Annotated in this window: 14 protein-coding genes and 1 riboswitch; of the genes, 10 read left to right on the top strand and 4 right to left on the bottom strand. The window is 72.6% G+C overall.

The window, feature by feature from the left end:
- Positions 1–23 precede the first annotated feature (23 nt).
- Positions 24–791, top strand: coding sequence for a sulfite exporter TauE/SafE family protein (locus ACQPY4_RS36875; RefSeq protein WP_433329143.1), 768 nt, complete (start codon positions 24–26; stop codon positions 789–791).
- Positions 792–803: 12 nt separating this feature from the next.
- Here ACQPY4_RS36875 and ACQPY4_RS36870 read toward each other — a convergent pair whose 3' ends face one another.
- Positions 804–2,291: a glycoside hydrolase family 15 gene (locus tag ACQPY4_RS36870; RefSeq protein WP_433329141.1), complete on the bottom strand. Its 1,488-nt coding sequence runs from the start codon at positions 2,289–2,291 to the stop codon at positions 804–806.
- Between the two features lie 313 nt (positions 2,292–2,604).
- Between ACQPY4_RS36870 and sucC the strand changes: the two genes are divergently transcribed.
- Both sucC and sucD read left to right on the top strand, forming a co-directional pair.
- Positions 2,605–3,783 (top strand): ADP-forming succinate--CoA ligase subunit beta, encoded by a 1,179-nt coding sequence (gene sucC / locus ACQPY4_RS36865; RefSeq protein ID WP_433329139.1) that lies wholly within the window; start codon positions 2,605–2,607, stop codon positions 3,781–3,783.
- Between the two features lie 2 nt (positions 3,784–3,785).
- The gene (sucD, locus tag ACQPY4_RS36860) at positions 3,786–4,673 is read left to right on the top strand and encodes a succinate--CoA ligase subunit alpha (RefSeq protein WP_433329137.1); all 888 of its coding nucleotides are present in this window, start codon (positions 3,786–3,788) and stop codon (positions 4,671–4,673) included.
- A gap of 46 nt (positions 4,674–4,719) precedes the next feature.
- Here sucD and ACQPY4_RS36855 read toward each other — a convergent pair whose 3' ends face one another.
- On the bottom strand, positions 4,720–5,808 hold the full coding sequence (locus ACQPY4_RS36855) for a Gfo/Idh/MocA family protein (RefSeq protein WP_433329135.1): 1,089 nt from the start codon (positions 5,806–5,808) through the stop codon (positions 4,720–4,722).
- Between the two features lie 88 nt (positions 5,809–5,896).
- Here ACQPY4_RS36855 and ACQPY4_RS36850 point away from each other — a divergent pair, with 88 nt between their 5' ends.
- Both ACQPY4_RS36850 and ACQPY4_RS36845 read left to right on the top strand, forming a co-directional pair.
- The gene (locus ACQPY4_RS36850) at positions 5,897–6,514 is read left to right on the top strand and encodes a TetR/AcrR family transcriptional regulator (RefSeq protein ID WP_433329133.1); all 618 of its coding nucleotides are present in this window, start codon (positions 5,897–5,899) and stop codon (positions 6,512–6,514) included.
- Between the two features lie 61 nt (positions 6,515–6,575).
- The gene (locus ACQPY4_RS36845) at positions 6,576–8,183 is read left to right on the top strand and encodes a cell division protein PerM (RefSeq protein ID WP_433329131.1); all 1,608 of its coding nucleotides are present in this window, start codon (positions 6,576–6,578) and stop codon (positions 8,181–8,183) included.
- A gap of 4 nt (positions 8,184–8,187) precedes the next feature.
- Here ACQPY4_RS36845 and ACQPY4_RS36840 read toward each other — a convergent pair whose 3' ends face one another.
- Positions 8,188–8,676 (bottom strand): hypothetical protein, encoded by a 489-nt coding sequence (locus ACQPY4_RS36840; RefSeq protein ID WP_433329129.1) that lies wholly within the window; start codon positions 8,674–8,676, stop codon positions 8,188–8,190.
- A 125-nt stretch (positions 8,677–8,801) separates the two neighbouring features.
- Here ACQPY4_RS36840 and purN point away from each other — a divergent pair, with 125 nt between their 5' ends.
- The 3 genes from purN (at position 8,802) to ACQPY4_RS36825 (ending at position 11,337) form a co-directional block, all read left to right on the top strand.
- A complete protein-coding gene (purN, locus tag ACQPY4_RS36835) occupies positions 8,802–9,467 on the top strand; it encodes a phosphoribosylglycinamide formyltransferase (RefSeq protein ID WP_433329127.1) in 666 nt (221 codons plus the stop codon).
- A complete protein-coding gene (gene purH / locus ACQPY4_RS36830; RefSeq protein ID WP_433329125.1) occupies positions 9,448–11,010 on the top strand; it encodes a bifunctional phosphoribosylaminoimidazolecarboxamide formyltransferase/IMP cyclohydrolase in 1,563 nt (520 codons plus the stop codon). The genes purN and purH overlap by 20 nt, the downstream gene beginning before the upstream one ends.
- Before the next feature lie 147 nt (positions 11,011–11,157).
- Positions 11,158–11,337 (top strand): hypothetical protein, encoded by a 180-nt coding sequence (locus tag ACQPY4_RS36825; protein WP_433329123.1) that lies wholly within the window; start codon positions 11,158–11,160, stop codon positions 11,335–11,337.
- A gap of 4 nt (positions 11,338–11,341) precedes the next feature.
- Here the strand turns inward: ACQPY4_RS36825 and ACQPY4_RS36820 are convergent, their stop codons facing one another.
- Positions 11,342–11,935 (bottom strand): GNAT family N-acetyltransferase, encoded by a 594-nt coding sequence (locus ACQPY4_RS36820; protein ID WP_433329121.1) that lies wholly within the window; start codon positions 11,933–11,935, stop codon positions 11,342–11,344.
- Positions 11,936–12,028: 93 nt separating this feature from the next.
- Here ACQPY4_RS36820 and ACQPY4_RS36815 point away from each other — a divergent pair, with 93 nt between their 5' ends.
- Together ACQPY4_RS36815 and ACQPY4_RS36810 are read left to right on the top strand one after the other, a co-directional pair.
- Positions 12,029–13,207 carry a DNA glycosylase AlkZ-like family protein gene (locus tag ACQPY4_RS36815; RefSeq protein ID WP_433329119.1) on the top strand — a complete coding sequence of 393 codons (1,179 nt, stop codon included), beginning with the start codon at positions 12,029–12,031 and terminating at the stop codon, positions 13,205–13,207.
- A gap of 15 nt (positions 13,208–13,222) precedes the next feature.
- Positions 13,223–13,310: riboswitch (ZMP/ZTP riboswitch) on the top strand.
- Between the two features lie 29 nt (positions 13,311–13,339).
- Positions 13,340–14,191: a bifunctional methylenetetrahydrofolate dehydrogenase/methenyltetrahydrofolate cyclohydrolase gene (locus ACQPY4_RS36810; protein ID WP_433329117.1), complete on the top strand. Its 852-nt coding sequence runs from the start codon at positions 13,340–13,342 to the stop codon at positions 14,189–14,191.
- Positions 14,192–14,255: the final 64 nt, after the last annotated feature.

Here is a 14,255-nt window from a genome sequence, read left to right as displayed (position 1 = left end):
CTTACCCCCCGACGGGAGTCTTCGTGCAGGTCGAGCATGTGCTCCTGTTGCTGGCGGCCGCCGTCGCGGCGGGCTGGGTCGACGCGGTGGTCGGCGGGGGAGGGCTGATCCAGCTCCCCGCCCTGATGCTCCTGGTCCCCGGGCAGCCCGTCGCCACCGCCCTGGCCACCAACAAGCTGGGCTCGATCGCCGGGACCTCGTCGGCCGCCGTCGCCTACCTCCGCAAGGCCAAGCCCGACCTCCACGTCGCCCTCCCCGCCGCCGGGGCGGCCGTGGTCTGCTCGGCGTTCGGAGCGCTCGCCGCCGCCGCGATCTCCTCCCAGGTGCTCAAGCCGCTGATCATGGTGGTGCTGCTGTCGGTCGCGGCGCTCGTGGTGCTCAAGCCGGACCTGGGACGCGTCCCCAAGCTGGTCCTGCGCACGCGCCGCCGTCTCGCCGCCGCGGTCCTCATCCCCGGCACGGTGATCGCCTTCTATGACGGCATGGTCGGACCCGGGACGGGAACGTTCCTGGTGGTCGCCTTCACCACCCTGCTCGGCAGCGACTTCGTCAACGCCTCGGCCAACGCGAAGATCATCAACACCGCCACCAACCTCGGCGCGCTGGTGGTGTTCGCCGCCCAAGGCCAGGTCCTGTGGGCGATCGGACTCTCCATGGCCGTGGCCAACATCGTCGGGGCGCAGCTCGGCGCCCGCATGGCCATCAACCGCGGCGCCGGGTTCGTCCGCGTGGTGCTGCTCTGCGTGGTGGCGGCCCTGGTCGTCAAGCTCGGCTACGAGCAGTTCCTCTAACCGCCGCTCGGCTCAGGACGGCATCGGCACCGGCAGGGGCTTCTCCATCGCCGCCAGGCTCAGCACGACCAGCGCGGCCGTCCAGCCGAGCGGCGCGACCCCGGCGGGACGGCCCTTGGCGTCGATCTTCTCGGGCAGCACGCCCAGCGACGTGCGATGCCCGGCCAGCCAGTCGAGCCGCCGCACCGCGTCGTCGGTGTTGCCCGAGCACGCCGAGGCCAGGGCGAAGCTCGCCATCTCCGGCGTCCACGCGACCTTGGGGTCGCCCGACCATTTCTCCCCGGGAAGGACGCCCCCGTTAGGCAGCGTCTGCCGTTGCGCCGCGTTCAGCATCGCGGCGTTCACACCTGGGTCGAACGGCCCGAACGGTGGCGCGAGGAACGCCACGGAGGTGTCCATGCGGCCGCCCCGGATCGGCGAGCGCGGATAGCCGTGCGGCGCGTAGTGGCGGGCCACCGCCTCGGCCAGGCGGTGCTCGGCCACCTGCCAGCGGGCCGCCTCGACCGGCCGCCCCAGGTCGCGGGCCAGCGCCCCGGCCGACCGCAGGCCCGCCAGCGCCGGGGCGACCACGCCGAGCGTCGGACGCTTGGGGTCCTGCTCGGTGGCCGGCTTGCGCTCCCAGTAGTCGGGGGAGGGCGGCGGCAGGCCGTCCTCGTCCAGCGAGTTCGCCAGGCGGTCGGCGGCGCGCACCACCATCGGCCACAGCTCGGGCAGCTCGGCGGCGGCCGCGCGGTCTCGGGTGTGGAAGAACCAGCTCGCCCACAGCACCCACCCGAGCGAGTCGAGCTGGGCCGGACGCCCGTCGGCGACGGCCGAGCCGTCGGGGTGGTACCGCGCCGCCCACATGCCGTTCTCGTTCTGGACGCGGGCCAGGAACCGCAGCACCCGCCGCGCCTCGGGCCCGTGGCCGGTCACCGCGAACGCGGCGGCGCTGAAGGCCGAGTCGCGCGGCCACGAGTACCGCCACGCGCCGTACCAGGACGCCAGCGACGCCCCGTTCGGACGGGTGAGGAGCCGCAGGTCGAGCAGGGCGCGCGCGGCCATCGTCCGGTACTCGCTCGGGACGCCCGCCCGGCTGCCGCCCGCGGTGGACCGGACGACCAGATCGGGGGCGCCAGGCCCGGGGACGGTGCCCCGCGCCAGCCAGGCCGCGTCCGAGCGGACGGCGGCGGCGACACGCGCGTCCGACGCGGCCACCGTGATCGGGCTGTCGGAGCCGAACGGGATCAGCCGCACCCGGCCGTCGGCCAGCCGTACCACCGAGCTGTCGGGCAGATAGGCGGCACCCGCCGCCTCCGAGGGCGGGAGCGGCACCCCGGCGAACGGCCAGCCGCCGCCGCCGACCATGCCGGGGCTTCCCCAGCCGGGCCCGCGCCGGTTCGGGATGGTGGCGCCGCAGGTGGCGACCAGCGAGGCGGCCAGCACCATCGCGGCGACACGGCGCACCCGCCGCACGCCCGTGCGCCTGCCCCGGCGCCGCCTCCCGAGATCATCGCTCACCGGTGAATCTCCCCCTCGTCACCCCACGTCCACGCAAGGCGGGAGATAAGTACATCAAAGGTCGCGGTGTGCGTTCGTCCTCCCCAAGTCCGAAAGCCGCCTCATCCGCAGGCGTCATACTCGGACCACTACCCGCGGCGGGACCCGGCGAAGAACGGAGAAGACGGACTGTCGAGGACCCGGCCGCATGACCATGACGGCTGATTGACTAGGCTGCTTCGACGGAGCGGACCTCCGGGTGCAGGCGGCGCGAGTGAACCGTGTGCCCCCACTCGAGTGGTCGTTGGCTGTCAATCCGTAATAAGGACGCCTCGTGGACCTGTTCGAACATCAGGCGAAGGACCTCTTCGCCGAGTACGGGGTACCGGTGCCCACCGGCAAGGTCGCCCATACTCCCCAGGAAGCACGGGCCATCGCGGAGGAACTCTTCGCCGCGGGAAGCTCGAAGGTCGTCGTGAAGGCCCAGGTGAAGACCGGGGGCCGCGGCAAGGCCGGAGGCGTGAAGCTCGCCGACGACGCCGCCGAGGCCGAAACCCTCGCCGGCCAGATCCTCGGCATGGACATCAAGGGCCACACGGTCCACAAGGTCCTGGTCGAGCAGGGCAGCGCGATCGCGCAGGAGTACTACTTCTCCTTCCTGCTCGACCGCGCCAACCGGACCTTCCTCACCATCTGCTCCGTCGAAGGCGGAGTGGAGATCGAGGACGTGCCGCACGACCGGCTCGCCCTGCTGCCGATCTCGCCCCTGGACGGCGTCGACCGGGCCAGGGCCCGCGACATCGCCGAGCAGGGCCGGCTGCCGGAGGAGGCGCTGGACGGCGCCGCCGAGCTGATCGAGCGCCTCTGGGCCGCCTTCACCGACGAGGACGCGACGCTCGTGGAGGTGAACCCGCTGATCCTCACCGCCGACGGCAAGGTCGTGGCGCTGGACGGCAAGGTCTCCCTCGACGACAACGCCGCGTTCCGCCAGGAGCACGACAAGCTCGAGGACAAGGCCGCCGCCGACCCGCTGGAGGCCGCGGCCAAGGCCAAGGACCTCAACTACGTCAAGCTCGACGGCAGCGTCGGCATCATCGGCAACGGCGCGGGCCTGGTCATGTCCACCCTCGACGTGGTCTCCTACGCCGGCGAGCAGTTCGGCGGCCAGAAGCCCGCCAACTTCCTCGACATCGGCGGCGGCGCCTCGGCCGAGGTCATGGCCGACAGCCTGGAGATCGTGCTGTCGGACGCCGACGTGAAGTCGGTGTTCGTCAACGTCTTCGGCGGCATCACCGCCTGCGACGCGGTCGCCAACGGCATCGTCGCGGCCTACAAGCTGCTCGGCGAGCGCGGCGAGACCGTCAACCGGCCGCTGGTCGTCCGGCTGGACGGCAACAACGCCGAGCTCGGACGCAAGATCCTGCAGGACGCCGGGCTGTCGGGCGTCGAGCAGGTCGACACGATGGACGACGCGGCCAAGCGCGCCGCCGAACTCGCAGCGGCAGGTGCATGACCATGGCCATCTGGCTCACCGAGAACAGCAAGATCATCGTCCAGGGCATGACCGGCTCGGAGGGCATGAAGCACTCCCGCCGCATGCTCGCCTCCGGCGCCGACGTCGTCGGCGGCGTGAACGCCCGTAAGGCCGGGCAGAGCGTCGACCTCGAAGGCAAGTCCCTGCCGGTGTTCGGCACCGTGGCCGAGGCCATGGCCGAGACGGGCGCCGACGTCTCCGTCGCGTTCGTCCCGCCGAAGTTCACCAAGGACGCCGTCGTCGAGGCCGTGGACGCCGGGATTGCGCTGTGCGTGGTCATCACCGAGGGCGTCCCGGTGCACGACACCGCCTACTTCTGGGCGTACGCGAGCGACAAGGGCAACAAGACCCGCATCATCGGGCCGAACTGCCCCGGCATCGCGTCCCCCGGCAAGTCCAACGCGGGCATCATCCCGGCCGACATCACCACGCCCGGCCGCATCGGCCTGGTGTCCAAGTCGGGCACGCTGACCTACCAGATGATGTACGAGCTGCGCGACATCGGCTTCTCCACCTGCGTCGGCATCGGCGGCGACCCGATCATCGGCACCACCCACATCGACGCGCTCAGGGCCTTCCAGGAAGACCCCGAGACCGCCGCGATCGTGATGATCGGCGAGATCGGCGGCGACGCCGAAGAGCGCGCCGCGGCCTACATCGAGGAGAACGTGACCAAGCCTGTCGTCGGCTATGTCGCGGGCTTCACCGCCCCCGAGGGCAAGACCATGGGCCACGCCGGCGCCATCGTCTCCGGCTCGGCGGGCACCGCCCAGGCCAAGAAGGAAGCCCTGGAGAAGGTCGGCGTCCGCGTGGGCAAGACCCCCAGCGAGACCGCCGTCCTCATGCGCGAGATCATGAAGAACCTCTGACGAGGACTCCTGAAGAACGCCCGGGCCTGGCCCGGGCGTTCTTCGTTTATCGGCGACGGTGCGGGATGCGTTCGATCAGCGCGTGCAGGGCCTGCGCGGTCTGGAAGTTCGGGACGCGCTCGCGGTGGTCACTCAGGTCCGCGGCCAGCCCCTCATACAGGCGCGCGACGTTGGCGGCCTCGGCCGGCAGTCCGGACGCGGCGTCGTCGTCCAGCGGCACGCGTCGCCACATCGCCTCGCCGGGACCGGATCGATGCAGTTCCAGCCGCCCGATCTGGAGCTGCGCCGCCCAGGGGCTGGTCTCGGGCGCGGACACCAGCGCGAGGTTTCCCGACGTACCGGCGATCTCAAGCCTGGTGCGCGGCTGAGCGACCTCGCCGTCATGCACGTGGATCGACACGACCGCGCCGTCCTCCAGTTCGGCCGCGACCAGCAGGTGATCGGGACTGGACACCGGAATCGCCTCACCGGTCTCGGCGACGGTGTGGTCCGGACTCCGGAGGGCGGTGCGCGCGGTGAGCTCGCGGACGGGCCCGAGCAGGTGCTGCACGAGATCGAGGGCATGGCCGCCGAGAACCTCCACGAGGCCGGCACCGGCGTCCGCGTCGTAGGTGTAGGCCGTCCAGGCGGGGACGTCGCGGGTGCTGCCCTTGCTGCGCGAGCTGGAGAGCGTCGCCGACAGGACCGTTCCGAGCGCACCCTCGGCGATCATCCGGCGAGCCCGGGCGACGGCCGGGGCGAAGCGGGCCTGGAGGCCGACGGCGGCGTGGACGCCCGCTTTCTCGGCGGCGGCGCGGAGCGCGGCGGCCTCGGCGGCGGTGCGGGTCAGCGGCCACTCGCAGTACACGTGCTTGCCCGCGTCCAGCGCGGCCGTGACGAGTTCGACGTGGGCGGGCACTTTCACGGTGACCACGACGAGGTCCACGCCGGGATGCCGTGCCAGGTCGGCGGCGTCGGTGAACGCGTGCTCCGCGCCGAACCGGTCGCGCGCGGCGCGGGCGCTTTCGGTGCGGGTGGTCGCGACCGCCGCGAGCGCGAACTGGGACGAGGCGTTGATGGCGGGTATGTGCGCACGTGCGGCCCAGCCTCGATCCGGGTTGGCCCCGAGGATCCCGACCCCGATCTGACGTCCCATCGGCCCTCCTAAACGGGTCAGCTTGTTCCGTTTTGATTCAACGTAGCATAACTGGAACATGGTGACCCGTTTTGGCTAGGCTTCGGCTGTGACCGCAGTCAACGCCTTGCTCACGCCCGGCGGCACCCGGCTCCGGGCCGACGCGCGACGCAACGTCGAACGGCTGGTGGCCGCCGCCCGGGCGGCCCTGGACGAAGACGGAATCGACGTGACCACGCGCGACATCGCGCGGCGCGCGGGCGTCGGACTCGGCACGCTGTACCGCCGCATCCCCTCGCTCGACGCCCTGCTGGCCGCGATCCTCATCGACACCATCGACCAGATGACCGAGCTGGCCGTCCGAGCGCGCGAGGCCGACGACCCCTGGCGGGCGTTCGTGGACTTCGCCGAGGCGTTCGTCCAGCTCCGCGCCTCCAGCTGCGGCCTGCACGCGGCGCTGTCCGGCTCCGGCGAGCTGGATCTCGGCCGCCATGTCGACGCGCTGCGCCAGGAGGTCGGCCGCCTGGTCCACCACGCCCAGGCGGCCGGGGCCGTCCGCGACGACGTGGACTGGCGCGACGTCCCGTTCGCGCTGGCGACGGCGATCCCCGCCGACCACACCATCGGCCTCACCGCCGAACCCGACCAATGGCGCCGCAACCTCGGCATCGTCCTCGACGGCCTGCGGGCGGCACGGGGCGTCCCTCCCGTAGTTCCGGAGGGATGACAAAGGCGACACGCCGGGCCAGGGGCGGGGCGGGGGTTGGTGGGGGTGTCAGCATGTGGGGGTGGGTGACGAGAGCGCTGGGCAGCGAGTGATCGCGGAACGGGCGGAGGAGGCGAAGGCTCCGGCCGGGGCCGGAGGGCCGCCTCGGCCGTTGTTCGTCACGGGGCTGGTGGGGGCGCTCTGGTGCGTCGGCATCGGGCTCGCGGTGCTGGTGACCGTGACGCTGATCGGGTGGATCGCGGCGCCGCGCACGGCGTTGGGTCCGGGGCTGCCGGGCGTTTTCCGGACGGCGGTGAACTTCTGGCTCGTGTCGCACCACGCGGGGTTCTCGGCCGGGCACGGACGGGTCGGGCTGCTGCCCCTGGGCGTGATGATCCTTCCCGGTGCGCTGCTGTATCGCAGCGGGGGATGGATGATCCGGGCCGCCGGGGTTCCCGGCAAGGCGCGGATCGGGGTGGTGCACGTCGCCCTCGCGCTGGCCGCTCCCTACGCGTTGCTGGCCGGGCTGCTGGCGCTGGCGGCCACCTCTCCGGTGGTGAAGCCGTCGGCCTGGCAGGCGCTGATCGCCTGCTTCCTGGTCGGGCTGATCGCCGGTGGGCTGGGCGCCGCCCGGGCGCTGGTGGCCTCCCGTGGACGGCGTGTGCGCTCGGGGCTGGGCGCGCTGCTCAAGCTGCTGCCCGACCGTCCCAGATCACTGGTGATCGGGGTCGCGGGGTCGCTGGCCGTGCTGCTGGGGTCGGGTGCGCTGCTGGTCGCGGGGTCGCTGGCGCTGCACATGTCGGAGGCGAACCGGCTCTACGAGATGCTCGCCCCGGGCATCGTGGGCGGCGTCCTGCTGCTGGTCATCGAGCTGGCGTTCCTGCCCAACGCGATCATCTGGGGAATGTCCTACGCCATCGGGCCGGGCTTCTCGGTGGGTGCCGGGACGAGCGTCTCCCCGACCGGTGTCTTTCTCGACGTCGTCCCGACCTTCCCCATGCTGGCCGCCCTGCCCGAGCCCGGCCCCGCGCCCGTGGTCTCGCTGGTGGCGCTCGGGGCGCCGTTCGTGGCGGGGGCGGTGGGCGGCGTGCTCACCATCCGCGCCATGCCCAGCCCGGTGTACGAGGCCGCGCCGATGTGGGGGTTCGTGTCGGGAGCGCTCACCGGCGCCGCGGCCGCCCTGCTCGCGGCGCTGTCGGGCGGGCCCCTGGGGGACGGGCGGATGGCCACGATGGGGCCCTCGGCCTGGCAGGTCGGGCTGCTGGCGGCCCTGGAGGTCGGCATCTCGGCCGCCATCGCGGCCTGGATCGCCAACTGGGCGTTCCTGCGCCGTCCGGCCAAGCCCAAGGCCAAGAGGAAGCGCGAGGCCGCGGTCGAGACGCCTCCCGTCCCGGCGCCGCCGGTGGAGCCGAGGAAGAAGGTCTCGCCCTACGTGCCGGACGCGCTGGAGTTCGAGGAGGCCGAGCCCGTGCTCGCCCCCCGCAAGCCGCGCCGGGCCCGGGTCGAGGAGCCGCTGCCCGAGCTCCCGGCCGAGCCCGAGCCCGAGCCCGAACCCGAGCCTGAGATCGAGGCCCGCGCCGAGCCGGAGGCTGAGCCCGCCCCCGTCCCACCGCCGCGCGAAGACCCCGAACGGACCGAGAACCGGGGCGGCGCCATCTACGTCCTCAGGGAAGAGCCTCCGAAGGACTGAGCCGTCAGAACAGGTCGCTGTAGCGGCTGAGGCTGTCCTTCGGCAGGTTGTACTTCTTCTCCTTGTTCTGCAGGTCCTTCTTGTACTCGTCCTTGCACGCCTTCTTGTCGGTGTGCGTGTTCGCGCCGCCCAGGCACTCCTGGTAGCTGCTCACCTGCGGCCACATGAACGCGGCGAAGGCCAGGCTCATGGCGCAGACGCACAGGCCGATCGCGCCCATCACGATGCCGGGGACGACCCCCTGCGCGGTCGTGACCCGTTCAGCGCGCGCCAGGCGCCGGGCCTTGACGCCGACGACCACGGCCGCGATGCCCAGGACCGCTCCGATCGGGAAGAAGAACAGGGAGATGACCAGTGCGCCGCCGCCGAGCCACATGGCCCGGCGGCCCGCCTGGTAGGCCGGACTGCCGACCGGGGGCCGTCCCATCGGGGACGGTCGGTGGTCGCGGGGCGGTGTGTCGATGCCATCGCCCTGCCCCGGCTGCTCGCTCACGTGCTTTCCTCCTGGCCACTGCCGTGTGGTGTCGATTCCGGTGCGTCCGAGCGGGGCCGATAGGCTTTGCCTCGGCCGGCCCGACCGGGTCCGCCCGATCGCAGCCCCTCGTCCACCAGGGAGCCATGGTGTCCGCCCGGCTTGTCGTCCTCGTCTCCGGCGCGGGGACCAACCTACAGGCGCTGCTTGACGCGTGCGCAGATCCAGCCTACGGGGCCCGCGTCGTGGCCGTGGGGGCGGACCGCGCCGGCACCGCCGGGCTTGAGCGGGCCGAACGCGCCGGGCTTCCCACGTTCACCGTCCGCGTCCCCGACTTCGCCGACCGCGACGGCTGGGACGCGGCGCTCACCGAGGCGGTCGCCGGGCACGAGCCCGACCTGGTCGTCTCGGCCGGGTTCATGAAGATCCTCGGACCCCGTTTCCTGGAGCGGTTCGGCGGCCGGACGATCAACACGCATCCCGCCCTGCTCCCGGCCTTCCCCGGCGCGCACGCGGTGCGCGACGCCCTGGCCTACGGAGTGAAGGTCACGGGCTGTACGGTTCACTTCGTCGACGAAGGCGTGGACACCGGGCCCGTCATCGCCCAGGAGACCGTCCAGGTGAGCTGGCACGACGACGAAGGCTCCTTGCACGAACGCATCAAGCAGGTCGAACGCCGCCTCATGGTCGACGTCGTCGGGCGGCTGGCCCGCGACGGATGGACGCAGCGGGGCAGGCGGGTTTCCATGAAGTGCAGCACCTGCACCACAGACGACGAGGGGAGCTCGGCCGGTGAGTCGGGTCGCGATTAGGCGCGCGCTGATCAGCGTTTATGACAAGACGGGGCTGGAAGACCTGGCCCGGGGCCTGCACGCCGAGGGGGTCGAGATCGTCTCCACCGGCTCCACCGCGGCGCGCATCGCGGCCGCCGGGGTGCCGGTGATGAAGGTGGAGAAACTCACCGGGTTCCCCGAATGCCTGGACGGACGGGTCAAGACCCTGCACCCCAAGGTGCACGCGGGCCTGCTGGCCGACCGCCGCAAGGACGACCACCGCCAGCAGCTCGACGACCTCGACGTCGAGCCGTTCGACCTGGCGGTGGTGAACCTGTACCCGTTCGCCGACACCGTCGCCTCCGGCGCCCAGCCGGACGAGTGCGTCGAGCAGATCGACATCGGCGGCCCGACCATGGTCCGCGCCGCCGCCAAGAACCACGCCAGCGTCGCGGTCGTGGTCGACCCGTCGTCCTACGGCGCGGTCCTCACGGCGGCGAAGGCGGGCGGCTTCACGCTGGACGAGCGCCGGCGCCTGGCCGCGCTGGCGTTCGCGCACACCGCCGCCTACGACGTGGCCGTGGCCTCCTGGTTCGCCGACGTCCACGCCCCCGACGCCACGGCCGAGGAGACCAGCTGGCCCGACTTCCTCGGCGCCACCTGGGAGCGCGCGAACGTCCTGCGGTACGGCGAGAACCCGCACCAGCGCGCCGCGCTCTACACCGACGGCGCGGGCGGCGGCCTGGCCGGTGCCGAGCAACTGCACGGCAAGGAGATGTCCTACAACAACTACGTTGACGCCGACGCGGCCCGCCGGGCCGCGGGCGACTTCGCCGAGCCCGCCGTCGCGATCATCAAGCACGCCAACCCGTGCGGCCTGGCGATCGGCGCCGACGTGGCCGAGGCCCACCGCAAGGCCCACGCCACCGACCCGCTGTCGGCCTTCGGCGGTGTGATCGCGGTGAACCGCCCGGTCACCGCCGACATGGCGCGCCAGGTCGCCGAGGTCTTCACCGAGGTCCTGGTCGCCCCGGGCTTCGACGACGAGGCCCTGACGATCCTCACCCAGAAGAAGAACATCCGCCTGCTGCGCTGCCCGCAGGCCCCGGCGAACCCGACCGAGTTCCGCCGGATCGACGGCGGCGTCCTGCTCCAGACCGTCGACCGGGTGGACGACGCGGGCGACGACCCGTCCGGCTGGGAGCTGAAGACCGGCGCGGCCGCCGACGAGGCCACCCTGCGCGACCTGGCCTTCGCCTGGAAGGCGTGCCGGTCGGTCAAGTCCAACGCGATCCTGCTCGCCGCCGACGGCGCCACCGTCGGCGTCGGCATGGGCCAGGTCAACCGGGTCGACTCGGCCCGCCTGGCCGTCGCCCGCGCGGGCGACGACCGCGCCGCCGCGTCCGTCGGCGCCTCCGACGCCTTCTTCCCGTTCCCCGACGGCCTGGAGGTCCTGACCCAGGCCGGCGTCCGCGCGGTCGTCGAGCCCGGCGGGTCCAAGAACGACGACCAGGTCATCGAGGCCGCCGAGAAGGCGGGCATCACGCTCTACTTCACCGGCGTCCGCCACTTCTTCCACTGATCCACGGCGGGGAGCGTCAACCCGGGTGGCACGAACGCGCCACCCGGGTCCGGGTCGATGTGGTACTCCCGCTTGGTACCCTCGGCGGCATTGCCTGCACCTTGACCGCCTTTGACCTGGCGTTACCCCCCTGCCGATGGAGTTCTGATGGAAGCCTTGATCGCCCTGTTCCTGGGGAACGTGGTGCAGACGACCGCTCTGGTGACCGAGCTGCGCCAGGTGGTGGGCCTGGTCGCCGCCGCGCTGGCGGCGATGATCGCCGCCCGGCTGGGATGGCACGGAACCGACCGTGTGATCGCCTGGCGCGAGCGCACCGACGAGGACTGAGCGCTCAGCGCAGCCGCCCCCCGAGGGCGTCGCGGGCGGCGGGCCACTCGGTGTCGATCATCGCGTAGGTGGCGGTGTCGCGCATCGTGCCGTCCGGGCGGAGCCGGTGCTTGCGGTGGACGCCCTCGAACGACGCCCCGAGACGCTGGATGGCGGCGCGCGAGCGCTCGTTCAGGGCGTCGGTGTGCCAGCCGACGCGGCAGGCGCCCAGCTCGTCGAAGGCGCGTCCGAGCAGCAGGAGCTTGGCCTCGGTGTTGATCCCGGTGCGGTGCCAGCGCGCCCCCAGCCACGTGTAGCCGATGCACAGGCGGCGGTGGAAGGGCTCGATCTCGTAGAACGAGGTCGTCCCGGCGACCTCCCCGGTCGAGCGCTCGATCTGGACCCAGGGGAGGCGGGCACGCTCCTCGCAGCGGTCGAGCGCCTCCCGGATGATCGCGCGCGTTCCCTCGACGTCCGCGGGTTGCGCGTCCCCCAGCCACGTCCAGACTCCGGGGTCCTTGCCCGCCGCGAACAGGCCCTCCGCGTGGTCGAGGGCGAGCGGTGCGAGCCGGACGTATCGGCCGGTCAGGACGGGTCTTTCGAACCATGCGTCGGACATGACGATCACGCTAGGCGGCAAGTGGCCTTGCGTTAAGGGCCAATGTAAGCGGATTCCCACAGGCCACTTGGCGGCTGGGTCACACTGGTGACCATGGACATCGTCAAGGTGCGTGCCTGGTGGGCACACAAGCAGGGTCTGGACGGCGCTCTCCACGGCACGGCGCCCGCCGAGGTGCTCGCCCGGACGGGCTGGGCGCGGTCCGTCGGCGGCGTCAACCCCTACCTCCAGCTGTTCGGGCGCGCCCGGACGCCCCGCGAGCGGGCCGACGCCGCGATGGCGGCCCTGGAGATCCACGAGCTGCCCTCCGCACGCGGCTGCATGTACGTGCTGCCCGCCGACGACTACGCCATCGGGCTGAAAATCGGGGAGAAGGGACCCCTCGCCGACGTGGCGCTCTGCGAGAAGCTCGGCGTGCCGCGCGCGGAGATCGACCGGCTGGCCGGGGACGTACTGACCGCGCTCGACAAGGCCGGCGCCCCGCTCGACCCGCGCGAGCTCAAGAACGTCCTCGGCGACTCCGTGCGCAACCTCGGCGAGGCCGGAAAGAAGAAGGGCCTGACCACCACGCTCCCCGTCGCGCTGGGCCTGCTCCAGGCCACCGGCGAGATCCGCCGCGTGCCGCCCAGCGGCCGGTTCGACCAGCAGCGCTTCGGCTACGTCCCCTGGACGCCGCCCGCCGCGCCGACCGCCGAAGAGGCCCGCGCGGCCCTCGCCCACCGTTACTGGACGTGGACCGGCGGCGCCGCCCTCAAGCACTTCCGCTGGTTCTCCGCCTTCACCGCCAAGGACGCCAAGGCCGCGATCGAACCCCTCGGCCTGGTCCCGCTGGACGGCGACGGCGACCTGCTGGCCCTGCCCGGCGACGCGGCCGCGTACAAGGACTTCGTCCCGCCGGCCGAGCCCGCCTACTCGCTGCTCGGCTGGATCGACGGCGTCACCCTGCTCCGCCGCGACCTGCCCACCGTCCTCGACCCGGCCGACGCCGCCCGCGAACTGCCGCGCGCCCTGTCCGGCAAGCGGCTCGGCGAGGTCAAGGAGCCGCCCGCCCAGCTCATCGTCGACCGGGGCCGCATGGTCGGCCTCTGGGACTACGACCCCGAGGCGCAGAAGATCGTCGCGGCCTCCCTCGTCCCGCGCGACGACGCCTTCGACGAGGCGGTCGCCCGCACCGAGGAGTTCGTCCGCGACCAGCTCGGCGACGCCCGCGGCGACAGCATGGACGGCCCCGAGAGCCGCCGCCCCCGCCTCGACGCGCTGCGAAGCCTCTGATCCCACGCACTACGATGGTCGGGACGCGACTGGCGCGGTGAAGGTGGATTCGACCACCGGGGAGCGAACCACAGTCCGTGCACCGCGCGCCTGGGTGGACGGGTCCCAGGCGACACAGCGCGGAGGACACATATGACGGCACAGATCCTTGACGGCAAGGCCACCGCCGCCGAGATCCGGGCGGATCTCAAGGGCCGGGTCGAGGCGCTGCGCGAGCGCGGCGTCACCGTCGGCCTCGGCACCGTGCTGGTGGGCGACGACCCCGGCAGCCACGCCTACGTCGGCATGAAGCACCGCGACTGCGCCGAGGTCGGCATCGAGAGCATCCGCCGCGACCTCCCCGCCACCGCCACCCAGGACGACGTCGAGCGCGCCGTGGCCGAGCTCAACGACGACCCGGCCTGCACCGGCTACATCGTCCAGCTGCCGCTGCCCAAGGGCCTGGACGAGCAGCGCGTGCTCGAACGCATCGACCCCGCCAAGGACGCCGACGGCCTGCACCCGATCAACCTCGGCCGCCTGGTCCTCATGCAGCCGGGCCCGCTGCCCTGCACCCCCAAGGGCATCGTCGAGCTGCTGCGCCGCTTCGACGTCCCGCTGCGCGGCGCCGAGGTGACCGTCGTCGGGCGCGGCATCACCGTGGGCCGCTCGCTCGGGCTGCTGCTGACCCGCCGCAGCGAGAACGCGACCGTGACGCTCTGCCACACCGCGACCCGCGACCTGGCCGAGCACACCCGCAAGGCCGACATCGTCGTCGCCGCGGCCGGAGTCCCCGGTCTGATCACCGGCGACATGGTCAAGCCGGGCGCGGCCGTGCTGGACGTCGGCGTCTCACGCGTCGACGGCAAGCTCGCCGGAGACGTCGCCGCCGACGTCCGCGAGGTCGCCGGTTGGGTGGCGCCCAACCCGGGGGGCGTCGGCCCCATGACGCGGGCGATGCTGCTGGCCAACGTCGTCGAGTCCGCCGAGCACGCCCTCGGCTGACCCTCGTCCCGCTGTCTCGTTCCAGGGCCTCGCGGCCGTCCTCGTTCCCTGCGTGGAGGACGGC

The organism is Spirillospora sp. CA-294931 (genome assembly GCF_050946795.1).
GTDB lineage: Bacteria > Actinomycetota > Actinomycetes > Streptosporangiales > Streptosporangiaceae > Spirillospora.
The sequence above is the reverse complement of the archived record's forward strand: the minus strand, read 5'-3'. Positions and strand labels throughout refer to the sequence as shown.

Coding starts and splice junctions, on each gene's coding strand:
- sucD (WP_433329137.1), top strand. CDS start 3,786: ATGGCCATCTGGCTCACCGAGAACAGCAAGATCATCGTCCAGGGCATG.
- ACQPY4_RS36855 (WP_433329135.1), bottom strand. CDS start 5,808: ATGGGACGTCAGATCGGGGTCGGGATCCTCGGGGCCAACCCGGATCGA.
- purN (WP_433329127.1), top strand. CDS start 8,802: ATGGTGTCCGCCCGGCTTGTCGTCCTCGTCTCCGGCGCGGGGACCAAC.
- ACQPY4_RS36825 (WP_433329123.1), top strand. CDS start 11,158: ATGGAAGCCTTGATCGCCCTGTTCCTGGGGAACGTGGTGCAGACGACC.
- ACQPY4_RS36820 (WP_433329121.1), bottom strand. CDS start 11,935: ATGTCCGACGCATGGTTCGAAAGACCCGTCCTGACCGGCCGATACGTC.
- ACQPY4_RS36815 (WP_433329119.1), top strand. CDS start 12,029: ATGGACATCGTCAAGGTGCGTGCCTGGTGGGCACACAAGCAGGGTCTG.
- ACQPY4_RS36810 (WP_433329117.1), top strand. CDS start 13,340: ATGACGGCACAGATCCTTGACGGCAAGGCCACCGCCGCCGAGATCCGG.